The organism is Amycolatopsis sp. WAC 01376 (assembly GCF_003947415.1).
GTDB lineage: Bacteria > Actinomycetota > Actinomycetes > Mycobacteriales > Pseudonocardiaceae > Amycolatopsis.
In genome coordinates this window covers 123,520-144,395 of sequence record NZ_QHKL01000009.1, presented here as the reverse complement: position 1 = coordinate 144,395, position 20,876 = coordinate 123,520, and the positions used below count along the sequence as shown (strand labels likewise).

Sequence of the window (20,876 nt, the reverse complement as noted above, 5' to 3'; positions counted from 1 at the left end):
CGACCGCGGCGGGGTCCCGCCATGAGTCGTCCGCCCAATCACATATGTCGTCCGCTCAATCACGCGTGTCGTCCGTTCAATCACGCGAAACCGCCGCCGGTCTGCGGCGCCCCCACCGGAATCTTCGAAACCTGACGACGCCCGGCCGCGGGCACCGCTTTCGGCGGCGTCGCCTTCGTCGGCTTGGCCGACGGAGCCGGGGGCAGCGTCGGGGCCGGGGTCTTGACCGGCGCGACTTCGAGGTTGATCGTCACCGTCGTCGTCTTGCAAGTCGCCTTGACCGCGTAGAAGCCCGGCTTCGCCTTGTCGCTGATATGCGCGACGGTGCCGAGGATCACCGGATCCTCCGAGGTCACCTCGAAGGTCCCGATGCGGTCCAGCACCATCGACTTCACCTCGCCGAAGTCGTCCTTCGCGCAGCCGACCGAGACCAGGACGTCCTCTCCCGCCGTCGACTTCGACGGGGAGATGGCGACGAACGGGTACTGCATGGGCGGCGGGGTGAAAGTCGTGGTCGGCGGGACGTCGTCCTGCGCGTACGCGACGGCAGGGGCGGCCAAGGCCACGCCGCACGCCACCATCAAGGCGGACCTGATCATGAAACTCACCTCGCGATCAACCGGGCGAAAACGATGATGTTGTCGAGATAGTTGTTCGACGCCTTGTCGAAGACCCCGCCGCAGGTGATGAGCCGCAGCTCCGGCTCGGTGGTGTCGCCGTAGACCGCGTCGGTGGGGAACTTGTCCTTCGCCACCCGCTCGACCTTCGTGACCGCGAACTCGGCCGTCTTGCCGTCCTTCCGGGCGATCGAGACCTTGTCACCGGGCGCCAGCTCCTTCAGCCGGAAGAAGATGCCCTTCTGCTTGTTCCCGTCCACGTGCCCGAGGATCACCGAAGGCCCGACCTCCCCCGGGGTCGGCCCGTGCACGTACCAACCCGCCTGCATCGGCCGGGTGATCGGCGGGACTTCGACGGTGTTGTCCGCGTTGAGCCCCAGCGGGACCAGACTGGACTTCGCCTCGATCTTCGGCACGTCGATCGAGAGCGGATCGACTTTGGGCAGCCCCTCGGCGACGGCCTCGCCCGCAGGCTCCGGTACTGGCGCGCCGCTCGGCGGCGTCGTCGAGGTCGCTGCCTGCGCTGTGACCTGCGGCGGAGCGGCCTGCCCGGTCTCCCCCGGTCCGGACAGGACGATCGCCAGCGTCGCCAGGACGGCCAGCAAGACGGCAGCGAGCACCAACGGCGCCCGTCGTCCTCGCCACCACGTCGACTTCATGTTCACCCCTCACGGAACCGGCGCGGGAGCGACGGAACCGGTCCCGGCCCCCAGACCAGGACCGGCTCGTCGTTCACCCCCACGACTGCCAGACGCCGGGCGCGGCCGGACGGTTGCCCGCCAAGGTCACGAAATCATCGCGATGAGGAGCGTCAGGACGCCATGCTGCCGTCGCCGGCCTGGGCGGCACCGGCGGGCACCGCGCCCACCTGCCGGGAAGGAACGGAAAACGTTGCCGTATAAGACTTTCCGTTGCAGTTGACGGTCAGTGGGTAGCTGCCCGGGGCGGTGCCCTCCTTGAGGGTGACCTCGGCACTGATGTTCGCCGGGACCCCGATGAGCGGGCCGTAGTCGTACTTCCCGATGGCCAGCACCGGCGAAGCGAACGTCGTCGACTTCGGCGCCTTCAGACCGTCGCCGGGGCATTGGGCCAGCGCCACGTTGGAGTCGCCGTGCACGTACTTGTTGACGAGTCCGAGCTCGTAGGCCGTGTCGTCGTTGAGCTGCACCGTGACACCGGGATCCGCCTCGGGTTGCTGAGCGAAACCTGCCGACGAACCCGCCAGCACCGCCGCGCCGATCGCCACCATCCCGGCGAGAACCCTGCGAACCACGAAAAACCCCTAGCTGTCAACGAAACACCGACACGCGCTAGACGCGGACATCCCCGCGCGGGTTGCTTCGACGGCGGAGATCAGTCCAAGTCGTCGTGGCGCATGAGCTGGCGGCCCGCCTCGGTGATCGACCCCGACAGCGACGGGTACACCGAAAATGTCAGTGCCAGATGTTCCACTGTGAGCTGGTTCTGGACGGCGAGCGCGATGGGAAGGATGAGCTCGCTCGCGTTCGGCGCCACGACCACCCCACCGACGACCACGCCGGTGGCGGGGCGGCAGAACAGTTTCACGAAACCGCGTCGCAGGCCTTCCATCTTCGCGCGGGCGTTCGTCGCGAGCGGGAGCATGATGGTGCGGGCGGGCACCTCACCCGAGTCGATCGCCTGCTGGCTGATGCCGACGGTCGCGATCTCGGGGTGGGTGAACACGTTCGCGGCGACGGTCTTGAGCTTGATCGGCGCGACACCCTCGCCGAGCGCGTGCCACATCGCGATGCGGCCCTGCATGCTGGCCACGGAGGCGAGCATGAGCACCCCGGTGCAGTCGCCGGCGGCGTAGATGCCGGGCGCGCTGGTGCGGGAGACGCGGTCGACGCCGATGAAGCCGCCGGGGCCGGGCTCGATGCCGACCTTCTCCAAGCCGATGTCGGTGGTGTTGGGCACCGAACCGACGGTCATCAGCGCGTGGCTGGCTTCGATCACGCGGCCGTCGGCGAGGTGGATCTCGACCCCCTTTTCGGTGCGCACGACCTTGTCGGCGCGGGCCTGCTTGACGACCGTGGTGCCGCGCTGCGAGAAGACCTCTTCGAGCACTGCGGCGGCGTCGGCGTCCTCGTGCGGGAGCACGCGGTCGCGGCTGGACACGACGGTGACCTTGACACCCATCTCGGTGTAGGCCGAGGCGAATTCGGCGCCGGTGACACCCGAACCGATGACGGCCAGGTGCTCGGGCAGCTCGCGCAGGTCGTAGAGCTGACGCCAGTCGAGGATGCGCTCGCCGTCCGGCACCGCGCCGGGCAGCACACGCGGGGTGGCGCCGGTCGAGATGAGGACGACGTCGGCGTCGAGCACCTCGGTCGAACCGTCGGGAGCGGTGACGGCGACCTTGTGCGCGGCGAGCCCGGCCTCGTCGTCGTCGAAGCGCGCCTGGCCGATGACGACGCGGACGCCCTCGCGCTGGACGCGAGCGCGGATGTCGGCGGACTGCGCGAGCGCGAGGCCCTTCACCCGGCCGTGGACGGTCGGCAGGTCGACGCTGGTGTCGGCCATGTCGGTGTTGATGCCGAGCTCGCGGAGGTCGTGCATGTTCGCGAGGGCGCCGGAGGAGGCGATGAACGTCTTCGACGGGACACAGTCGTAGAGCACGCACGCGCCGCCGAGACCGTCACGTTCGACGATGGTGACGTCGGCTCCGTGCTGGGCCGCGACCAGTGCCGCTTCGTAACCGGCGGGGCCTCCGCCCATGATCACGATCTTGGTCACTGGTCTCCTCCTCGCTGCGATGTCTGTGACTGCGTTTACCGTACGCGGGCGACCGCTGGGCGGATTGAGTGGCCGGACACGGCATGTGCGTCCAGCCGGGTGACCGCCGGGTCGCTAGGCTGTGGCCGTGCCGTTGTATGCCGCGTATGGATCCAATATGGAGCCCGCCCAGATGCTGGAGCGCGCTCCGCACTCGCCCATGGCCGGCACTGGCTGGCTGGAGGGCTGGAGACTGACCTTCGGCGGCGAGGACATCGGCTGGGAAGGCGCGCTGGCGACCATCGTCGAAGACCCGGGCTCCCGGGTCTTCGTGGTGCTGTACGACGTCACGCCGCTGGACGAGGACGGCCTCGACCGCTGGGAAGGCGGCGAGCTGGGCATCCACAACAAGATCCGGCTGCGCGTGCAGACCATGGAAGGGTCCGTGCTGGCCTGGTTGTACGTCCTGGACGGCTACGAGGGCGGCCTCCCTTCGGCGCGCTACCTCGGCGTGCTGGCCGATGCCGCCGAAGCCGCGGGCGCCCCCGCCGACTACGTCGAAGCGCTCCGCACCCGCCCCTGCCAAGGCATCAGCGGCTGACCCCGCGAGTTACGCCTCCGATCACGCGAGTTACGCCTTCAAACACGTGAGTCGCGTCTCCAATCACGCGAGTCGCGCCGTACGACGCTCGAACGCTCCCCGTAGCTCCCCCAGCAACCGTCGCGGATCCCGCAGATCGGCCGCTGTCGCGCGGATCGTGATCCACCCGCGCGCCGCCATCCTGGCGTCCCGCTCCGCGTCATAGTCCTGCCTGCCCTCATGTGCGGCATAGCCGTCGTACTCCAGGGCGATACGCAGCTCAGGCCACGCCAGGTCGAGCACGTACAGCTTCCGCCCGTCGATGGTGACGACCTCGTACTGGGCGACCGGGACCGGGAGTCCCGCCTCCACGACGATCAAGCGAAGAATGCTCTCCGGCGGCGATTCGGCCTCGCCCGTGGCAAGCGCGAGCAGCATCTGTGCCCTGTGGATACCTCGCCGGTCGCGGCGGTCGAGGATGCGGTCCCGGACGTTGGTATGCAGGACTCCCCGGTGGCCCGGCGCGAGGTTGTGCAGCGCCTCTTCGAGCGCGGCGAACGCTGTTCGCTTGTCGCCGTCGCAGAGGTGGTCGGCCAGCGCGCGGTCCAACGAGAACACCGGAAGCCCGTCCAGTTCGAGCACGTCGGCCGGGTGGAATTCGGCCCTGTGCACCACCAGCCCAGACCTCGATTGGACCCGTCTCGAGTAGGGAACGGTCAGGTGGACGACCGTACTGTCGGCAGCCGAAATCCCATGCAGGGCAAGAGAAGTCGCGCCGGAAAGCACTGACGGCGGGCCGACCGCGAGCAGTGCCGCCTGTGCCAGGCACGGCAACTTGAGCAGATCCGCCGCGTGGACGATCACGCCTCGCCATGGCTGAGCCAGCACACCCCGCGCCAACCCTTCGACGACGACTCGCCGCCCCAAGATCTTGTCGGCCTCACTACGCGAGACCACCCCATGTCGTCCTCCCCAGTTGATCACATCTTCGAGAATCCGCGATCTGAACAGTCTTGGGAAGGGCACGTTTCCCGGGCTGTGGATAACTCGCCCAGGCTGTGGACAACTCTGGGTACGGGTGTTCGGGCCCGATAGGACCGAACACCCGTACCCAGAGACGGAACTCGCGTGATTGAAGCCGTAACTCGCGTGATTGGAGGCGTAACTCAGGCCAGGGTGGCCAGGGCGGTGTGGACCAGGGTGCGGACACCGCACAGGAGTGAACGCTCGTCGAGGACGAAGGTCGGGCGGTGGATGTCGGCCATCGGGCCTTCACCGGACCAAACGCCGAGGCGCGCGAAGGCGCCCTGGACGTGCTCCAGGTACCAGCCGAAGTCCTCGCCGCCGGACGACTGCTCGGTCCCGGCCACGGCGGCCTCGCCCAGCGCGGCTTCGACACCGGCACGCATCAGCAGGTGCGACTCCGGGTCGGAGACGACCGGCGGGACGCCGCGGCGGTAATCGAGGGAGAACCCGACGCCGGTCGGCGCGAGCAGCGACTCGACCGAAGACGCGACGAGCGGCTCCAGCATCGTCCAGACCTCGTGGTCCGCCGTCCGGAGCGTGCCGCGAAGCACCCCGTCCTGCGGGACCGCGTTGGCGGCCTGCCCGGCGTGCACCGCGCCCCAGACCAGCACGGTCCCGGATCGCGGGTCGACGCGCCGCGAAAGGACCGCGGGCAGCGACGTGATCACGGTGCCCAGCGCGTGCACCAGGTCCGCGGTCAGATGCGGCCGCGAGGTGTGCCCGCCCGGCGAGGTGAGCCGCAGCTCGATGAGGTCGGCCGCGGAGGTCAGCGCACCTTCGCGCAGACCGATCTTGCCGACCTCGAGCCGCGGGTCGCAGTGCAGCCCGTAGATCCGCTCGACGCCTTCCATTGCGCCGGCGGCGATCATGTCCAGCGCGCCGCCGGGCATGACTTCCTCGGCGGGCTGGAAGATCAGCCGCACTCGACCGGGCAGCTCCGGCGCACCCGCCAGTGCCCGCGCCGCGCCCAGCAGGATCGCGGTGTGCGCGTCGTGCCCGCACATATGCGCGGCGCCTTCGGTCTTGGAGGCGTACGGGAGGCCGGTGGCCTCGGTCAGCGGCAAGGCGTCCATGTCGGCACGCAGTGCGACGCAGCGGTCTCCGCTGCCGATGTCGCAGACCACGCCGGTGCCCGTGGGGAGCACCCATGGCTTGAGCCCGACCGCGCGGAGCAGGGACATGACCATTTCGGTCGTGGCGAACTCGTGGCGGGAGAGTTCCGGGTGCGCGTGGATGTGCCGACGCCACGCGAGGACGTCGGTGGCGTTCGCGCGGAGCCAGTCGTCAAGCCAGAAAGGGCCGCGTCCGGCACCCAGATCATGCACAGGTGCCATGCTGACGCCGGCCTCGGAGATCAGCGCGGTGGGCGCCTCTATAGGGGCAACGACGCGACCCTCGGGGTCGCCTGGAATATCCGGACGTGAATCGAGCACCGTCACGCCGCACCTCCTCCCGCAACACAGTTGCCTTCGTCTACCACCGTACGAGTGGTCGCCGAAGGCACGCTGGGTGCCGTTCGATCTGTGATACGCATTTGCGATAGATCGTGCACCATGCAGATGACAAGCCGCTCGTCGAGTGATCGAGCCGGAGACGGCCGGTAGTGGATCTGCGTTGAACGGCTACGGGAATTCGGCCCGGGCTAAGCGGAGAGTCCTTCTACTTACCGGTCGCGGTTCAGGACTTCTTCTTCTTGGAACGGGCGCGGCGGCCGAGGATCACCAGGCCGAGCAAGATGGCCGCGGCGACGCCCGCGATGATCTTGTTCTTGGTCTCCTGGCTGTTGGCCTTGTCGGTCTCGGCGGGGTCGAGCACCGGCCCGGGGGGTGCCTGGCGCGGCACCTCGTGCACCGCCGCCGCCTGCGCGATCACCGGCGCGGGCGCCTGGATCTCCACGGCCTGCGCGACAGGCGCGCAGACGACCAGCCCGGCGGCGACGAGTCCGGCAAGCTGCCCGAGACGAGACCTTTTCGGCATGACTCCCTTTCGACGGCGTGGCGCGAATCCGATTCTGCACTCTGCCGGGTTCCCGCGTCAGCCGCCACGCGGAGGACCGGAGAACGCCTCCAGAATCCGTTGCGCGGCCAGTGTCGGGGTCAGTTCACCGTCCCGGACCGCCCGTTCGACGTCCGGGACGACCGCTCGCACGTCCGGATGCGCGGCGAGCCTGCCGAGCAGCTGTTCGCGGACCATCGACCAGGTCCAGTCCACCTGTTGCCGCCGTCGCCGGGCGTCGAGTTCCCCCGACGCGGTCAAAACGTCACGGTGACGGCCGATTTCGGCCCACACCTCGTCCAGTCCGACGTCGGTGAGCGCGCTGCAGGTCAGCACCGGCGGCGTCCACTCGGCGTCCCGCCCGTAGATCATCCGCAACGCCCCGGCGAGTTCGCGGGCCGCGCGTTTCGCGTCGCGTTCGTGGTCGCCGTCGGCCTTGTTGACCGCGATGACGTCGGCGAGTTCGAGGACGCCCTTCTTGATGCCCTGCAGCTGGTCGCCGGTGCGGGCGAGGGTCAGGAACAGGAAGTGGTCGACCATGTTCGCCACGGTCACCTCGGACTGCCCGACGCCGACGGTCTCGACCAGCACGATGTCGTATCCGGCCGCTTCCATCAGCACGATCGTTTCGCGGGTCGCCCTGGCGACACCGCCGAGCGTGCCCGAAGTCGGCGAAGGGCGGATGAACGCCTTCGGGTCCACCGCGAGCCGCGCCATCCGGGTCTTGTCGCCGAGGATCGAGCCGCCGGTCCGCGTCGACGACGGGTCGACGGCCAGCACGGCGACCTTGTGCCCGGCCTCCGTGAGATCGGTGCCGAGCTGGTCGATGAAAGTCGATTTGCCGACACCGGGGACGCCGGTGATGCCGACGCGCCGCGCGCCGCCCGCGTGCGGGAGGAGCTCGACCAGCAGTTCCTGCGCCTGCGCCCGGTGGTCCTCGCGGTTGGATTCGACGAGCGTGATCGCCCGAGACAGCAGGCCGCGGTCACCCGCGAGTACGCCCTTGGCCAGCGCCCCGACGTCGATCTTGCGCGGCAAGATTCACGACTCCTGGGCGGTCAGCTGTCCGATGAGGTCGATCGCCGCTTCCGCGATCACCGTGCCGGGCCCGAAGATCGCCGCCGCACCAGCCGCGCGCAGCTCTTCGTAGTCCTGCGGCGGGATGACGCCGCCGACCACGACGATGATGTCCTCGCGGCCCTGTTCGGCGAGTTCGGCGCGCAGCGCGGGCACCAGCGAAAGGTGCCCCGCCGCCAGCGACGAAACGCCGATGACGTGCACGTCCGCCTCGATCGCCTGCCGCGCGACCTCGCCGGGGGTAGAGAACAGCGGGCCGACGTCGACGTCGAAACCGATGTCGGCGAAGCCGGTCGCGATCACCTTCTGGCCGCGGTCGTGGCCGTCCTGGCCCATCTTCGCGACCAGGATCCGGGGACGACGGCCTTCTTCCTCGGCGAACTTCTCGACCAGCTCGCGCGCCTGCTCGACGTTCTCGGCCTTGCCGACCTCCTCGCGGTACACACCGGAGATGGTACGAATCTGGCCGGAGTGGCGCCCCCAGATCCGCTCCAGCGAGTCGGAGATCTCGCCGACCGTGGCCTTCGCCCTGGCGGCGTCGATGGCGAGCGCGAGCAGGTTGCCGTCGGCCTGGGCGCCGGCGGTGAGCCGCCGAAGCGCGTCCTGCGTGGCGTCCTCGTCCCGCTCTTCGCGCAGCCGCCGCAGTTTCTCCAGCTGCTGCGCGCGCACACCGGCGTTGTCGACCTTGAGGACGTCGATCTGTTCGTCGTCGGTGACCTGGTACTTGTTCACGCCGATCACCGGCTGACGGCCGGAGTCGATGCGCGCCTGGGTCCGCGCGGCGGCCTCTTCGATGCGCAGCTTGGGGATGCCGGCGTCGATCGCCTTCGCCATCCCGCCCGCCTGCTCGACCTCGGCGATGTGGGCCCAGGCCTTGCGCGCGAGGTCGTAGGTCAGCTTCTCGACGAACGCGCTGCCGCCCCACGGGTCGATGACGCGAGTGGTGCCGGATTCCTGTTGCAGCAGCAGCTGCGTGTTCCGCGCGATGCGGGCGGAGAAGTCGGTCGGCAGCGCGAGCGCCTCGTCGAGGGCGTTGGTGTGCAACGACTGCGTGTGTCCCTGGGTCGCGGCCATCGCCTCGACACAGGTGCGGACGACGTTGTTGTAAACGTCCTGGGCGGTCAGGGACCAGCCGGAGGTCTGCGAGTGCGTCCGCAGCGAAAGCGACTTCGCGCTCTTGGGTTCGAAGCCCTTCACCAATTTCGCCCACAGGAGGCGCGCCGCGCGGAGTTTCGCGACCTCCATGAAGAAGTTCATCCCGATCGCCCAGAAGAAGGACAGGCGCGGCGCGAACTTGTCGACGTCCAGCCCGGCCTCGACGCCGGATCGGAGGTACTCGACGCCGTCCGCGAGCGTGTACGCCAGCTCCAGATCGGCGGTCGCCCCGGCCTCCTGCATGTGGTAGCCGGAGATGGAGATCGAGTTGTACTTCGGCATGTTCCGCGAGGTGAACGAGAAGATGTCCGAAATGATCCGCATCGACGGCTGCGGCGGGTAGATGTAGGTGTTGCGGACCATGAACTCCTTGAGGATGTCGTTCTGGATGGTCCCGGCCAGTTTGTCCGGCGTGACACCCTGTTCCTCGGCCGCGACCACGTACAGCGCGAGCACCGGCAGGACGGCGCCGTTCATCGTCATCGAGACGCTCATCTTGTCGAGCGGGATGCCGTCGAAGAGCTGGCGCATGTCGTAGATCGAGTCGATCGCGACACCCGCCATGCCGACGTCACCGGCGACGCGCGGGTGATCGGAGTCGTAACCGCGGTGCGTCGCGAGGTCGAAGGCGACCGAGAGACCCTTCTGCCCGGCAGCGAGGTTCCGGCGGTAGAAGGCGTTCGACTCCTCGGCGGTGGAGAAACCCGCGTACTGGCGGATGGTCCACGGCTGGTTGACGTACATCGTCGGGTACGGGCCGCGCAGATACGGCGCGATACCCGGATACGTGCCGAGGAAGTCCACTCCGGACAGATCGTCGGCGGTGTAGACCGGTTTGACGCCGATGCCTTCCGGCGTCTCCCACGCGAGCGCGTCGGGCCCCTTGCCGGTGGTGGCGTGCAACGCTTCGGTCCATTGAGGACGGTCGGCCGGATCGGGGGCGCCGAGGTCGATGCCTGCGAAGTTCGGGATGGTCATCACTGCACTCCGAGCTCGTTCAACGTGCCGGTCAGGATTTCCAGGGCGTCGCAGCCCGTGAAGAGGTAGCCCGAGACGTCCGGGTGGTCGCCGGGTTTCCCGGCGAGAAGCACCGAGGTGGCGCCCGCTTCCTTCAAGGCTTTCGCGACACTGTCGGCTTCTTCCGCATAGGAAGTGTTGCTTCCGCAGAGACAAGCGATCTTCGTTCCGCTGGCCCGGAATTCCGCGATGACGCCGTCGATGTCCTTGGGGGCACCGGGGTTCACCGCCTCGATCCCGCCCGCTTGGAACAGGTTCGCCGCGAAACTCGCCCGCGCGGTGTGCGCCGCGACCGGGCCGGGCGTGGCGAGGAAGACGCGGGGACGGCTCGGATGCGCGTCCGCCCGGTCCCGCAGGGCCTCGAACGCCTCGGCGTACCGGTGCCGGGGCAGACCGCCGTCCGGCAGGTCTTCGACGGCGTCGCGGACGACGGTTTTCTCAGTCAGGTTGGGGAATTCGCTGACGCCGGTGATCGGATCGCGCCGGGTCGCGAGCCGCTTCGACCGCTTCTCCCAGGTCTCCGCCAGCCGCTCGGCGAGCGCACCGGAGGCCAGTTCCGCCTCGATACCGCCCGCCGCCTCGATCGCGGTGAACTCGCGCCACGCGGCCTTGGCCAGGTCTTCGGTGAGGTTCTCGACGTACCAGGAGCCGCCGGCCGGATCGATGACACCGGCCAGTTTGGACTCCTCCAGCAGGACGGCGTGCGTGTTGCGCGCGATCCGCGCGGAGAACGCGTCCGGCTGGCCGATCGCGGCGTCGAACGGCAGCACCGTGATCGCGTCCGCACCGCCGACCCCGGCGCCGAAACAGGCGAGCGTGGTGCGCAGCATGTTCACCCACGGGTCGCGCTGGGTCAGCATCGCGGGCGAGGTGACCGCGTGCTGCCGCATGCCGGTCCCCTTGCCACCGGACACTTCGGTGACCCGGGCCCACAGGCGCCGCGCGGCGCGGAACTTGGCGATCGTGAGGAACTGGTCGGCGGTGGCGGCGAGCCGGAACTCGAGCTGCCCGGCGGCGGTGTCGACGTCCAGCCCCGCTTCGGTCAGCGCCCGCAGGTACGCGACGCCGGCGGCGATGGTCGCGCCGAGTTCCTGCGCGTCGGAGCCGCCCGCCTCGTGGAACGGCAGGCCGTCGGCGACGATCGTCCGCACCTTCGGGTGACTGACGGCGACCCGCGCCGCCAATTCCGCGGCGGGAGCGAGCGGCTGCGGCGAACCAGTGCGCGCGGCCGACCCGATCGGGTCGGCGCCGAGGGTCGCGGTGACCGCGCTCGCCGGGATCTCACGCTCGGTGAAGAGAGCGAACAACTCGTTCGCGGCGGCTTCGTACTCTTCGCCCGCGTCGAGGGTGACAGGCGCGAGGTCGACGTACACCTCGTTCAGCGCGTCACCCAGATCGGCGACGGGGACACCGGTCGCGCCGGCGCGCAGCCAGATCGAGCTGACGCCGCCTTCGAGATCGGCGAGGATCGCGGCGTTCGTGACCTTCGCGTCACGGCGCGCGTACCGGGCACGGATGTCCCAGCCGGTCGTCACCGAGCCCTCGGGCCGCGCACTTCTCACGAACGGCGGAAGGCCGGGGAAACCCGTTCCCTCGACGGTGTCCTCGGCCGTGTAGAGCGGCTGGATCTCGAGGCCGTCATACGTCCGGGTGACGAGCTTGCTTTCGGGCAGGCCGTCGAAAGACTCGTCGATCGCGCCGCTCTTGCGCAGCACGCCGGCGACGAGTTCCCGCCACTGGTCCCGGCTCGCTTCCGGGAACTCCGCCGCGAGCTTCAGTGCCTCAGGCTCGTCGGGCGCAGTGTGTCCAGCAGGGGTCGGCACTGACTCCGTCTCGGCCACATCCGTCATAACCAACGATGCTAACGGCCCGCAACTGGACCTACCTGTGACGCTAGTCGCGCCTGAGGGCCGGCCCGTTCACTCCGACAGGGCACGGCGCATAGGTCCGTCACGCGGGCATACGCCACAATTGGGCCGTGCCGTCCGACACCACCGAGCCCAGCGAGAGTCCCGGCGACGAGAAGCGTGTAGTCGCCGGGCGATATCGGTTGCGCTCGGTCATCGGATCAGGGTCGATGGGCACGGTCTGGTCGGCCTACGACGAATTCCTGCACCGTCCGGTCGCGGTCAAAGAGGTCCGCCTCCCGCCCGGCGTCCCGGCCTCGCAGGCCGACGAACTGCGCGAACGGACCCTGCGCGAAGCCCGCGCGATCGCCGTCCTGAGTCACCCGAACGTGATCATCCTGCACGACGTCGCGCGCGAGAACGACGAACCGTTCGTGGTCATGGAGCTGCTGCCCTCGCGCAGCCTCGCGCACATCCTGCGCGACCACGGGGCGCTGACGGTCGAGCAGGCGGCGGCGATCGGCATCGCGGTGGCGTCGGCGCTCGAAGCCGCGCACGCCGCCGGGATCACCCACCGTGACGTCAAACCGGGGAACGTCCTGGTCGCGGGGGACGGGCGCATCAAGCTCACCGACTTCGGCATCGCGCGCAACGTTTCCGAAGCCACCATGACCCGTACGGGGATGATGCTGGGCTCCCCCGCCTACATCGCGCCCGAGGTCGCCTCCGGCGGCGCCGTCGTTCCCGCCGCCGACCTGTGGGGGCTCGGCGCGACGCTGTTCGCCGCCATCGAGGGCTCGCCGCCCTACGACGCCGACGGCGACCCGCTCGAAACGGTCGGGAAGGTCGTCAACGGGAAGGTGCCGAAGCCCGGCCCCGGTCCGCTGGCCGACGTGATCGGCGCGCTCATGAAGAAGGAGCCGTCGAAGCGGATCACGCTGCGCGAGGTGCGGCGCCGTCTGTACCCGTTGCAGGCCAAGACACTCATCGACCTCTTCCCCGCGGAGCTGTTCCACACGCCCGACGGCAAGAAGACCACCGCGCATCTGGACGCGACCGACACCCAGGTGATCAAGCCGGTCAAGGTGGAAAAGCCGGGCGAGGGCACGAGTTCGGAACTCGCCGCCGACCCGGGTCCGCTGCCGTTCCTGAACCAGCCCGCCGCGGCACCGGCACCCCCGGCCGAACTCGCGCCGATGCCGACCGTCACCCCGCCGCCGCCTCGCACGCCGGGCCGGTCCCCGGCCGCCACCGTGGTGCTGGCGCTCGCGTCGATCGTGCTCTTCCTGCTGGCCGCGGGCGGCGGGTTCGTGCTGGCCAGGACCGCGGGCGGGCAGGACTTGCGGCCGCCGGAGAAGATGCAGCAAGGCGACACCATCGTCACTCAGCCGCCGCCGAAACTGATCACGCAGCAGGGTGACGCCAGCACGGTGAACGGCCTCAAGGGCGGCCGGTTCAGCATCGGTGTCCCGGAGGGCTGGCAGAAGTTCGTCGCCCCGCACGTCACCAGGGGTGTGCCGAGCACCGTCGTGCAGTACGTCTCGCCCGACGGCCGCCAGGTCATCCGGATCGAGCGGCTGAGTGGTTTCCTGGCCGACAGCCCGCCGCCCGCCTACTTCAGCTGGCTGAAGAGCCAGCATCCGGAGATCGCCCCCATCGGCGGGCCGGCCACCGTTCCCGGCCGGGGTGAGGGCAGCCAGCGGTACACCTACCGGACGACCGAGCGCGCCCCCGGCAACAGGGACTCCGTCACCCGCACGACGTACATGGACCTGTTCAGCGGGGGCACGGACCTCTGGATCCTCTCGGTGACCTCGACGATCGAGCAGGAGAACTCCGCGAAGACGGGGATCTTCGAGCCCGTGGCGCTGTCCCTCATCGTCGACGGCTGAACCCCCCAATTGTCCATTGTGGACAACCGTGGATAAGAGATTGCGTGTGCGCTCCCCAGCTGGCTAGGGTTCGGCCGGCTGCGACAGGGCAGGCCCATCGTCGATGAGGAGGTGTGCAGCACATGCGCACAAGTGTGGAGCCGTCGAACCCGATTTCGACGTTCGCCCCCTCACGACGGAGCCGTAGCGCCCCTCGCCATCACCTCGCCGATCGATACTGATCCACGGGATCGTCGAGCCGGAGCGACGGCCACCGCGTGAGCCTTTGCCATCGAAAGGCTTCACCCTTGAACCGTGAACAGATTTCCCGTATCGCCCACACCGATCACCCGATCAAGTCGCCGCTCGACGACGCTTCGGTCGATCGACTCCTCGACCGAGGGCTTCCCCGGGGCGACGAGCGCGTCCTCGACCTCGGTTGCGGCAGCGCGGAATGGCTTTTGCGCGCCCTGGCCACGCGGCCGCACCTGCTCGCCGAAGGCGTGGACGTCTCCGAGGACGCCTTGGCACAGGCGCGCCACGCGGCGGACGATCGCGGCGTCGCGGACCGCCTCGTCCTCCACCACCAGGAGGCCGCCGAGTTCGTCTCGGCCCGGCGATTCGACCTGGTGATCAGCGTCGGGGCCACTCACGCTTTCGGCGGGCTGCTCCCCACCCTTGCCGCGGCCAGGGAGCAACTGGCCCCCGGCGGCCGCGTCCTGATCGGGGAAGGCTTCTGGGATCGGACCCCGACCACCGAGGCCGTCGAAATGCTGGGTGAGTTCACCGACCTGGCCACCACGGTGGACCGTGTGGTCGCCGACGGGTGGACGCCGATCCACGGCCATGTCAGTGCCCGCCACGAACTGGACGCCTACGAATGGGCGTGCTGGGGGTCGCTGGCCGCGTGGGCACTCGACCGTCCCGCCGACCCGGACAGCGCGGAAGCGCTCTCGATGGCGAACACTCGCCGGACCGAGTGGTTGCGCGTCTACCGGGACACCTGGGGCTTCGTGTCCCTGGTCCTCGGCCGTACGCCCGGCCAAGGCTGAATCGCTGCCCGCCCACCGGTCCGGCTCCGGACCGGCGGGCGGGGGTCACGGGCTCCTTCGACCGAACTGCCCGTCGCCGGCAACCCCGGCGAAGTACGCCTTCGAGGCACGCTGCTGCGCCAGCCTGCGCAGCACCGAAAGCAGCCTGTCGCCGAGAACGGTCTCCACGACGGCGATCTCGATGATCTTCTCCAGCGACTCGATCCCGGCGATCCCTTCCAGATCCAGATCGGCGATCCGGTCGGCGATCTCGGCGTAGTCGTCGAGTTTGTCGAGGTACCAGCCGTGCCCGACCTCGCGGATCGTGCACAGGACGCCGACCAGGGCCTGGATGACCAGGTCGTCGCCGGACTTGCATGGCCAGCCGCGGCGTTCGGTGAGGTCACGGACCGTGGCGAGCGCCCATTCCCTGGCTTCGTCGTCGACGACCTGCGGGGAGGTGGTGATGCCCTGCTGCGCGATGCCGAGGACGTGGTGGGGGCTGGCTTCCCCGGTGTCGACCTCGGCGAGCACCTCGCCGACGGTCGCGAGCGAAAGGCCGCCGACGTCCATCAGCGCCCTGATCAGCTTGATCCGCTGGACGTGCCCGTCGTCGTACTTCGCCTGGTTGGGGCTGGTCCGTTCGCCCGGCGGGACCAGCCCTTCGCGCAGGTAGTACTTGATCGTGGCGACCGGGACCCCGGTTTTCTCACTCAGTTCGGCCATCCGCACGCGTGCCAGCTCCGATCTCGGGGACGGTTCCAGGGTCATCCCTGAAGATTCCTCAGGATGGATAGTTTAGCTTCCCATAACGGAGAGCTTGACTATCCATTCCTGGAGGGATCCATGACCATCTTGACCGATCTTCGCGAGAGAACCCGCACCTGGCATCGGGGTTCCTATCGCCTGGCCCAGGTCTTCGCCGTGATCACCGTGCTGTGCGTGCTCGCCATGCTGATCGACCAGCGGACGCTGAACGGCGCGCCGCTCTGGGCGAAGCCGTTCAAATTCGCCGTCTCGGCCGTCCTCTACTTCTTCACTTGGAGCTGGCTCGTCTCGCTGCTGCCGAAGTTCCGGCGGACCGCGAACTGGCTGGTGAACGCGCTCGTCGTGATCTTCACGGCCGAGTACGTGCTGATGATCTTCCAGGCCGCCCGCGTCCGGGCGAGCCACTTCAACAACGCGACCCCGCTGGACATCACGATCTACCAGGTCATGGGCCGGATGATCGCCGTGCTCTGGGGGGTCAACCTCGTCCTGACGATCGTCGTGATGTTCACCCGGCTCCCCGACCGCGCGACGGCGTGGGCGGCCCGGATCGGCGCGCTCCTCGGCATGATCGGGATCTCGCTGGCGACACTGATGGGCCCCCCGACCCCGGACCAGCAGGCCGCGCTCGACGCGACCGGCCAGTCCGCGATGATCGGCGCACATACCGTCGGCCTCCCCGACGGCGGCCCCGGCCTGCCGATCCTCGGCTGGAGCACGGTCGGCGGCGACCTCCGGATCCCGCATTTCGTCGGCCTGCACGGACTCCAGGCGCTTCCGCTGCTCGCGCTCGCCCTGGGCGTCCTGGCCGCGCGCTACCCGCGGCTTCGCGACGACGTCCTCAGGCTGCGGCTCGTGGTGATCGCCGGCGTCGGCTACGCGGGCCTTCTCGCGCTTCTGACCTGGCAGGCCCTGCGCGGCCAGTCGATCGTCTCCCCCGACTCCCAGACGCTGACCGCCTTCGCCCTGCTCGTGGCGGGTGTCGCCTTTAGCGGGCTGATCGCGATCGGGCGGCCGTCGAGGGACCGGGAGCTGGAGGACTCGCTGCGATGAGCGTCGAGACACTGTTCACCTGGACCTTCCCGCTCGCGACGCCGTTCTGGCTGCTGATGATCTTCCTGCCGGGCTGGTCGTGGACCCGCCGGATCATGTCCTCGCCCTGGACGCCGCTGCTGCCGCTGATCCCGTACTTCGTGCTCGCCCTCACGCATCTCGGCGAACTCTGGACGGCGGTCAGCAGACCGGATCTCGACGTGCTCAGCGCGTTCACCGGCACGCCGTACGGAGCGGCCACGATCTGGGCCCATCTGATCGCCTTCGACCTGTTCATCGCCCGCTGGATGTACCTCGAATCCCGCGAGCACCGGATCCATCCGCTGGTGACCGGCCCGATCCTGGCGCTCACGATCTTCCTTTCCCCGTTCGGACTGGTGGCGTTCCTGCTCGTGAGAACCGTCCGGATACGCTCGTCGCATGAGTGAGAACGAGGTCGCGGCGGCCGCCGCCATCGCCGAGCGCACCGGCGTCGAGAAGCACGACATCGCCGTCGTGCTCGGTTCGGGCTGGCGCCCGGCGGCGGACGTCATCGGGGAGCCCGAGGCGGAGATCCCGCTGGGCGAACTGCCCGGATTCGTCGCGCCGGGCGCGGTCGGGCACGGGGGAACCGTCCGGTCGGTCCGCGTCGGCGAGAAGCGCGCGCTGATCCTGCTGGGCCGCACGCATTTCTACGAGGGCAAGGGCATCGACCCGGTCGTGCACAACGTGCGCACCGCCGCGGCGGTGGGCGCCAGGACGGTGCTGCTGACCAACGCCGCCGGCGGCCTGCGCGAGGGTTTCCGTGTCGGACAGCCGGTGCTGATCTCCGACCACCTGAACCTGACCGCGCGTTCGCCGATCGTCGGCGCGAACTTCGTCGACCTGACGGATCTCTACTCGAAGCGGCTGCGCGACATCGCGCGCGAAATCGACGCTTCGCTGGAAGAAGGCGTCTACGCGGGGCTGACCGGGCCACATTTCGAGACTCCGGCGGAGATCCACATGCTGCGGACGCTCGGCGCCGACCTCGTCGGCATGTCGACGGTGCTGGAGGCCATCGCCGCCCGCGCCGCCGGGGTCGAGGTGTTCGGGCTTTCGCTGGTGACCAACCTGGCGGCCGGGATGACCGGGGAACCGCTGAACCACGAAGAGGTCCTCGAAGCGGGCCGCCAGTCGGCCACCCGTATGGGCACCTTGCTCAGGGAACTCGTCGCCCGCGCCTGAGAAGTGTCATGAAAGGGTCGTTCAGGACATCTTTTGTCCTGAACGACCCTTTCATGACATCCGGAGATGAGTGTCAGCCGGCGAACTCGGGAAGCCGCCGCGCGACCTCCGCGGGCGAAGGCATCGCGGCGACCTCGTCGGCGAGTTTCCGCGCCGCGCCGTGGACCGTTTCGTCGGTGAGCAGCTTCCGTGCCTGCTCGAAAATGGCGTCCTCGACGATGTCGGCGCCGATCAGCTGCGTGCCGACCCCGGCCGCGACGACGGCTTCGGCGTTCGTGAACTGATCCGCCCCCTGCGGCAGCACCAGCTGGGGCAGCCCGGCACCGAACGCGCCCAGCGTCGTCCCGCTGCCACCGTGGTGGACCACGAGGTCGACGTGCGGCAGGAGATCGACCTGCGGCACCCAGACCTCGACCCGGACATTGACGGGGAGCGCGCCCAGTCCCGCCGGATCCGCCGACGGGCCCGCCGCGACGATGACGTCCGCGTCGAGCCGAGCCAGACCGCCGATGGCCCGCTTCAACACGTCTTCGTCACCGAACGCCGTCCCGAGGGTGAGATAGATCAGCGGACGGCTCTTGTCCCGGCCGATCACGCCCGCCGGGAGGTCTCCTGGTTCGGCCCAGCCGACGGGACGCAACGGGATCCTGTTCGCCTCCGCCACGAAATCGGGCTCCTGCACCGATTCCGGGCAGATGTCGACGACAGGATCGCCGAAGGACGGCAGGTACACGCCCTCGAAACCGACTTCCGCGGCGAATTCCTCGAGGCGGCCATGGATGGCGTCTGTGATCCCACCCGGCGAAAACCGGCCGAAACCGTGCCCGATCGCGGGGACGCCGGCGAGCCGGGCGGCGATGGCGCCCCCGGCGTTGCCGCTTTCGTACACCACGAGATCCGGCCGGAACCGCTCCAGCAGCGGCGTGAGATCGGCGACGAACCGCCGCGGCAGTACATTCCCGAATACTTGCCCGATCACGGGGTAAAACGACTCGGGCGGCCCGTCGGAGGCGTTGGGCCGGACGTCGGGACCGAGCACCGAAGCGAACGCCTCGTGCATGCCGAGTCCGGCGCTTTCCACGGCCAAACCGGCCTTTTCGACCACCGTCAGCAGGTCGTCACCGGTGGCGAAGACGACTTCGTGCCCGGCGTCGCGAGCGGCGACGGCGAGCGGTAGTAGGGGATAGAGATGACCATGACTCACCAGAGAAGTGAAGATCAATCGCACCCTCTCCAACGTACCCGTAGGCTGACTCGGTGACGACTTCTTTGACCTCGGGGCTGCGGGATCGGGCGTTCCGCTGGATCGCCGACGACCCGGACGACGATTCCCGTGTCGAGCTGCAGAACATCCTCGCGCGCGCGATGGGCGGCGAACCCGGTGCGACGAAGGAACTCGCGGACCGGATGGCCGGTCCGCTCGAATTCGGCACCGCCGGGCTGCGCGGTCCGGTGCGCGCGGGCCCCAACGGGATGAACGTCGCGGTCGTCACGCGGACGACGGCCGGGGTCGCGGCCTGGCTGACCGCGCAAGGACATCCGGGTGGGGTCGTGGTGGTCGGCCGCGACGCGCGGCACGGTTCGGAGGCCTTCGCCAAGGCCGCGGCCGAGGTGCTGACGGCCGCCGGGTTCGCGGTGAAGGTGCTGCCCGGTCCGCTGCCGACGCCGGTGCTCGCGTTCGCCGTACTGGAACTCGGCGCGGTCGCGGGAATCCAGATCACCGCGTCGCACAATCCCCCCGCTGACAACGGTTACAAGCTTTACGACGCGTCGGGCGGCCAGATCGTGCCGCCGTCGGACGGTCAGATCGAGCGGGCCATCGAAGCCGCTCTCCCGGCGATCAGCGTGCCGCGAGAGCCGGGCGCCGAGGTGCTGGGCGACGAACTCCGCGACGCGTACCTCGCGAAGGTCGCGCTTCTGCCGCGCGGCCCGGAGCGCGAGGTCAAGGTCGCCGCGACGGCGTTGCACGGCGTCGGCGCGGACACCCTGCGCGCGGCGTTCGAGCGCGCCGGTTTCGGCGATCTCCACGTGGTGGCCGAGCAGGCCACGCCGGATCCCGACTTCCCGACGGTCGCCTTCCCGAATCCGGAGGAACCGGGCGCGACGGACCTTTTGCTGGCGCTGGCGTCCGAAGTGGACGCCGATCTGGCGATCGCGCTCGACCCCGACGCCGATCGCTGCGCGCTGGGCGTGCGCAAGCGGGACGGTTCATGGCGGATGCTGCGCGGCGACGAAACAGGCGTGCTGCTCGGCTGGCACGTTCTGTCCACTGTAGACAAAGAAGACCCATTGGTCGCCACGACGATCGTGTCGTCGTCGATGCTCGGCGAGATCGCGAAGGAATTCGGAGCGCGCTACGCGGAGACGTTGACCGGGTTCAAGTGGCTGGTCCGTGCGGGCGAAGGTCTCGTGTTCGCCTACGAAGAGGCGCTCGGCCTCTGCGTGAACCCCGGCTTCGTGCGCGACAAGGACGGCATCTCCGCCGCCGTGTTCGCCGCGGGACTGGCCGCTTCCCTGCGTGCGGCGGGCCGCGGGCCGCTGGACGTCCTCGACGAACTGGCCGTGAAGCACGGGGTCCACGTGACGGATCAGGTCTCGCTGCGGGTCACCGATCTCTCGGTGCGGGAGCGGCTGATGGCCGGCCTGCGCGCCGCTCCCCCGGCGTCGCTCGGCGGCACCGACGTCACGACGGAGGATCTGCTGCCCGACGCCGACGTCCTTCGCCTGACCGGCGAAGGTCTGCGCGTCGTCATCAGGCCGTCCGGAACCGAGCCGAAACTGAAGGCGTATCTCCAGGTGAAGGAACCGGTGTCCGGCGATCTCGCCGAGGCACACACCGCGGCGGACGCGCGACTGGCCGCGCTCCGGGCCGACATCGAGTCCCGGCTGGCCTGACC

General features: G+C 69.3%; 19 protein-coding genes. 7 read left to right on the top strand and 12 right to left on the bottom strand.

The window, feature by feature from the left end; all coding sequences use genetic code 11:
• Positions 1 to 80: 80 nt before the first annotated feature.
• From DMH03_RS36080 to DMH03_RS36065, 4 genes are all read right to left on the bottom strand, one after another.
• Positions 81 to 599, bottom strand: coding sequence for a hypothetical protein (locus DMH03_RS36080; RefSeq protein ID WP_125796491.1), 519 nt, complete (start codon positions 597 to 599; stop codon positions 81 to 83).
• A gap of 5 nt (positions 600 to 604) precedes the next feature.
• A complete protein-coding gene (locus tag DMH03_RS36075; protein ID WP_125796490.1) occupies positions 605 to 1,276 on the bottom strand; it encodes a class F sortase in 672 nt (223 codons plus the stop codon).
• A gap of 152 nt (positions 1,277 to 1,428) precedes the next feature.
• Positions 1,429 to 1,890 carry a hypothetical protein gene (locus DMH03_RS36070; RefSeq protein ID WP_370311021.1) on the bottom strand — a complete coding sequence of 154 codons (462 nt, stop codon included), beginning with the start codon at positions 1,888 to 1,890 and terminating at the stop codon, positions 1,429 to 1,431.
• Between the two features lie 80 nt (positions 1,891 to 1,970).
• The gene (locus DMH03_RS36065) at positions 1,971 to 3,374 is read right to left on the bottom strand and encodes an NAD(P)H-quinone dehydrogenase (protein ID WP_125796489.1); all 1,404 of its coding nucleotides are present in this window, start codon (positions 3,372 to 3,374) and stop codon (positions 1,971 to 1,973) included.
• A 127-nt stretch (positions 3,375 to 3,501) separates the two neighbouring features.
• On the opposite strand from DMH03_RS36065, the gene DMH03_RS36060 reads away from it, so the two are divergent.
• Positions 3,502 to 3,954, top strand: coding sequence for a gamma-glutamylcyclotransferase (locus DMH03_RS36060; RefSeq protein ID WP_199749156.1), 453 nt, complete (start codon positions 3,502 to 3,504; stop codon positions 3,952 to 3,954).
• A gap of 63 nt (positions 3,955 to 4,017) precedes the next feature.
• On the opposite strand, the gene DMH03_RS36055 is transcribed toward DMH03_RS36060, so the two are convergent.
• The 6 genes from DMH03_RS36055 to DMH03_RS36030 form a co-directional block, all read right to left on the bottom strand.
• Entirely contained in the window at positions 4,018 to 4,860 is an 843-nt protein-coding gene (locus DMH03_RS36055; RefSeq protein WP_199749174.1) for a DUF559 domain-containing protein, read from the bottom strand.
• A 239-nt stretch (positions 4,861 to 5,099) separates the two neighbouring features.
• Entirely contained in the window at positions 5,100 to 6,398 is a 1,299-nt protein-coding gene (locus DMH03_RS36050) for an amidohydrolase (RefSeq protein ID WP_125796488.1), read from the bottom strand.
• A gap of 238 nt (positions 6,399 to 6,636) precedes the next feature.
• Positions 6,637 to 6,936 (bottom strand): hypothetical protein, encoded by a 300-nt coding sequence (locus DMH03_RS36045; RefSeq protein WP_125796487.1) that lies wholly within the window; start codon positions 6,934 to 6,936, stop codon positions 6,637 to 6,639.
• 57 nt (positions 6,937 to 6,993) lie between these two features.
• Positions 6,994 to 7,992 (bottom strand): methylmalonyl Co-A mutase-associated GTPase MeaB, encoded by a 999-nt coding sequence (meaB, locus tag DMH03_RS36040; RefSeq protein WP_125796486.1) that lies wholly within the window; start codon positions 7,990 to 7,992, stop codon positions 6,994 to 6,996.
• Positions 7,993 to 7,995: 3 nt separating this feature from the next.
• Entirely contained in the window at positions 7,996 to 10,164 is a 2,169-nt protein-coding gene (scpA, locus tag DMH03_RS36035; protein ID WP_125796485.1) for a methylmalonyl-CoA mutase, read from the bottom strand.
• Positions 10,164 to 12,053, bottom strand: a complete 1,890-nt coding sequence (locus DMH03_RS36030) for a methylmalonyl-CoA mutase family protein (RefSeq protein WP_199749155.1) — start codon at positions 12,051 to 12,053, stop codon at positions 10,164 to 10,166. Before DMH03_RS36030 ends, scpA begins: the two co-directional genes overlap by 1 nt.
• A gap of 128 nt (positions 12,054 to 12,181) precedes the next feature.
• On the opposite strand from DMH03_RS36030, the gene DMH03_RS36025 reads away from it, so the two are divergent.
• Both DMH03_RS36025 and DMH03_RS36020 read left to right on the top strand, forming a co-directional pair.
• Positions 12,182 to 13,942, top strand: a complete 1,761-nt coding sequence (locus tag DMH03_RS36025; RefSeq protein WP_125796484.1) for a serine/threonine-protein kinase — start codon at positions 12,182 to 12,184, stop codon at positions 13,940 to 13,942.
• 287 nt (positions 13,943 to 14,229) lie between these two features.
• Positions 14,230 to 14,973, top strand: a complete 744-nt coding sequence (locus DMH03_RS36020) for a cyclopropane-fatty-acyl-phospholipid synthase family protein (protein ID WP_125796483.1) — start codon at positions 14,230 to 14,232, stop codon at positions 14,971 to 14,973.
• Positions 14,974 to 15,018: 45 nt separating this feature from the next.
• Here the strand turns inward: DMH03_RS36020 and DMH03_RS36015 are convergent, their stop codons facing one another.
• Positions 15,019 to 15,723, bottom strand: a complete 705-nt coding sequence (locus DMH03_RS36015; protein ID WP_233611807.1) for a MerR family transcriptional regulator — start codon at positions 15,721 to 15,723, stop codon at positions 15,019 to 15,021.
• A gap of 75 nt (positions 15,724 to 15,798) precedes the next feature.
• Here DMH03_RS36015 and DMH03_RS36010 point away from each other — a divergent pair, with 75 nt between their 5' ends.
• The 3 genes from DMH03_RS36010 to DMH03_RS36000 are packed head-to-tail and all read left to right on the top strand — an operon-like array spanning position 15,799 to position 17,979.
• The gene (locus tag DMH03_RS36010; RefSeq protein WP_125796482.1) at positions 15,799 to 16,773 is read left to right on the top strand and encodes a hypothetical protein; all 975 of its coding nucleotides are present in this window, start codon (positions 15,799 to 15,801) and stop codon (positions 16,771 to 16,773) included.
• A complete protein-coding gene (locus tag DMH03_RS36005) occupies positions 16,770 to 17,201 on the top strand; it encodes an ABA4-like family protein (RefSeq protein ID WP_125796481.1) in 432 nt (143 codons plus the stop codon). The genes DMH03_RS36010 and DMH03_RS36005 overlap by 4 nt, the downstream gene beginning before the upstream one ends.
• Entirely contained in the window at positions 17,194 to 17,979 is a 786-nt protein-coding gene (locus DMH03_RS36000; protein ID WP_125796480.1) for a purine-nucleoside phosphorylase, read from the top strand. The genes DMH03_RS36005 and DMH03_RS36000 overlap by 8 nt, the downstream gene beginning before the upstream one ends.
• A gap of 73 nt (positions 17,980 to 18,052) precedes the next feature.
• Here the strand turns inward: DMH03_RS36000 and DMH03_RS35995 are convergent, their stop codons facing one another.
• Entirely contained in the window at positions 18,053 to 19,207 is a 1,155-nt protein-coding gene (locus DMH03_RS35995; RefSeq protein WP_125796479.1) for a glycosyltransferase, read from the bottom strand.
• A gap of 29 nt (positions 19,208 to 19,236) precedes the next feature.
• Between DMH03_RS35995 and DMH03_RS35990 the strand changes: the two genes are divergently transcribed.
• Positions 19,237 to 20,874: a phospho-sugar mutase gene (locus DMH03_RS35990; protein ID WP_125796478.1), complete on the top strand. Its 1,638-nt coding sequence runs from the start codon at positions 19,237 to 19,239 to the stop codon at positions 20,872 to 20,874.
• The last annotated feature ends 2 nt before the right edge of the window (positions 20,875 to 20,876 follow it).

What these genes read in the sequence shown, in the direction of transcription:
- DMH03_RS36075 (WP_125796490.1), bottom strand. Translation starts at nt 1,276, where the DNA reads ATGAAGTCGACGTGGTGGCGAGGACGACGGGCGCCGTTGGTGCTCGCT.
- DMH03_RS36080 (WP_125796491.1), bottom strand. Translation starts at nt 599, where the DNA reads ATGATCAGGTCCGCCTTGATGGTGGCGTGCGGCGTGGCCTTGGCCGCC.
- DMH03_RS36030 (WP_199749155.1), bottom strand. Translation starts at nt 12,053, where the DNA reads ATGACGGATGTGGCCGAGACGGAGTCAGTGCCGACCCCTGCTGGACAC.
- DMH03_RS36000 (WP_125796480.1), top strand. Translation starts at nt 17,194, where the DNA reads ATGAGTGAGAACGAGGTCGCGGCGGCCGCCGCCATCGCCGAGCGCACC.
- scpA (WP_125796485.1), bottom strand. Translation starts at nt 10,164, where the DNA reads ATGACCATCCCGAACTTCGCAGGCATCGACCTCGGCGCCCCCGATCCG.
- DMH03_RS36015 (WP_233611807.1), bottom strand. Translation starts at nt 15,723, where the DNA reads ATGACCCTGGAACCGTCCCCGAGATCGGAGCTGGCACGCGTGCGGATG.
- DMH03_RS36045 (WP_125796487.1), bottom strand. Translation starts at nt 6,936, where the DNA reads ATGCCGAAAAGGTCTCGTCTCGGGCAGCTTGCCGGACTCGTCGCCGCC.
- DMH03_RS36010 (WP_125796482.1), top strand. Translation starts at nt 15,799, where the DNA reads ATGACCATCTTGACCGATCTTCGCGAGAGAACCCGCACCTGGCATCGG.
- DMH03_RS36005 (WP_125796481.1), top strand. Translation starts at nt 16,770, where the DNA reads ATGAGCGTCGAGACACTGTTCACCTGGACCTTCCCGCTCGCGACGCCG.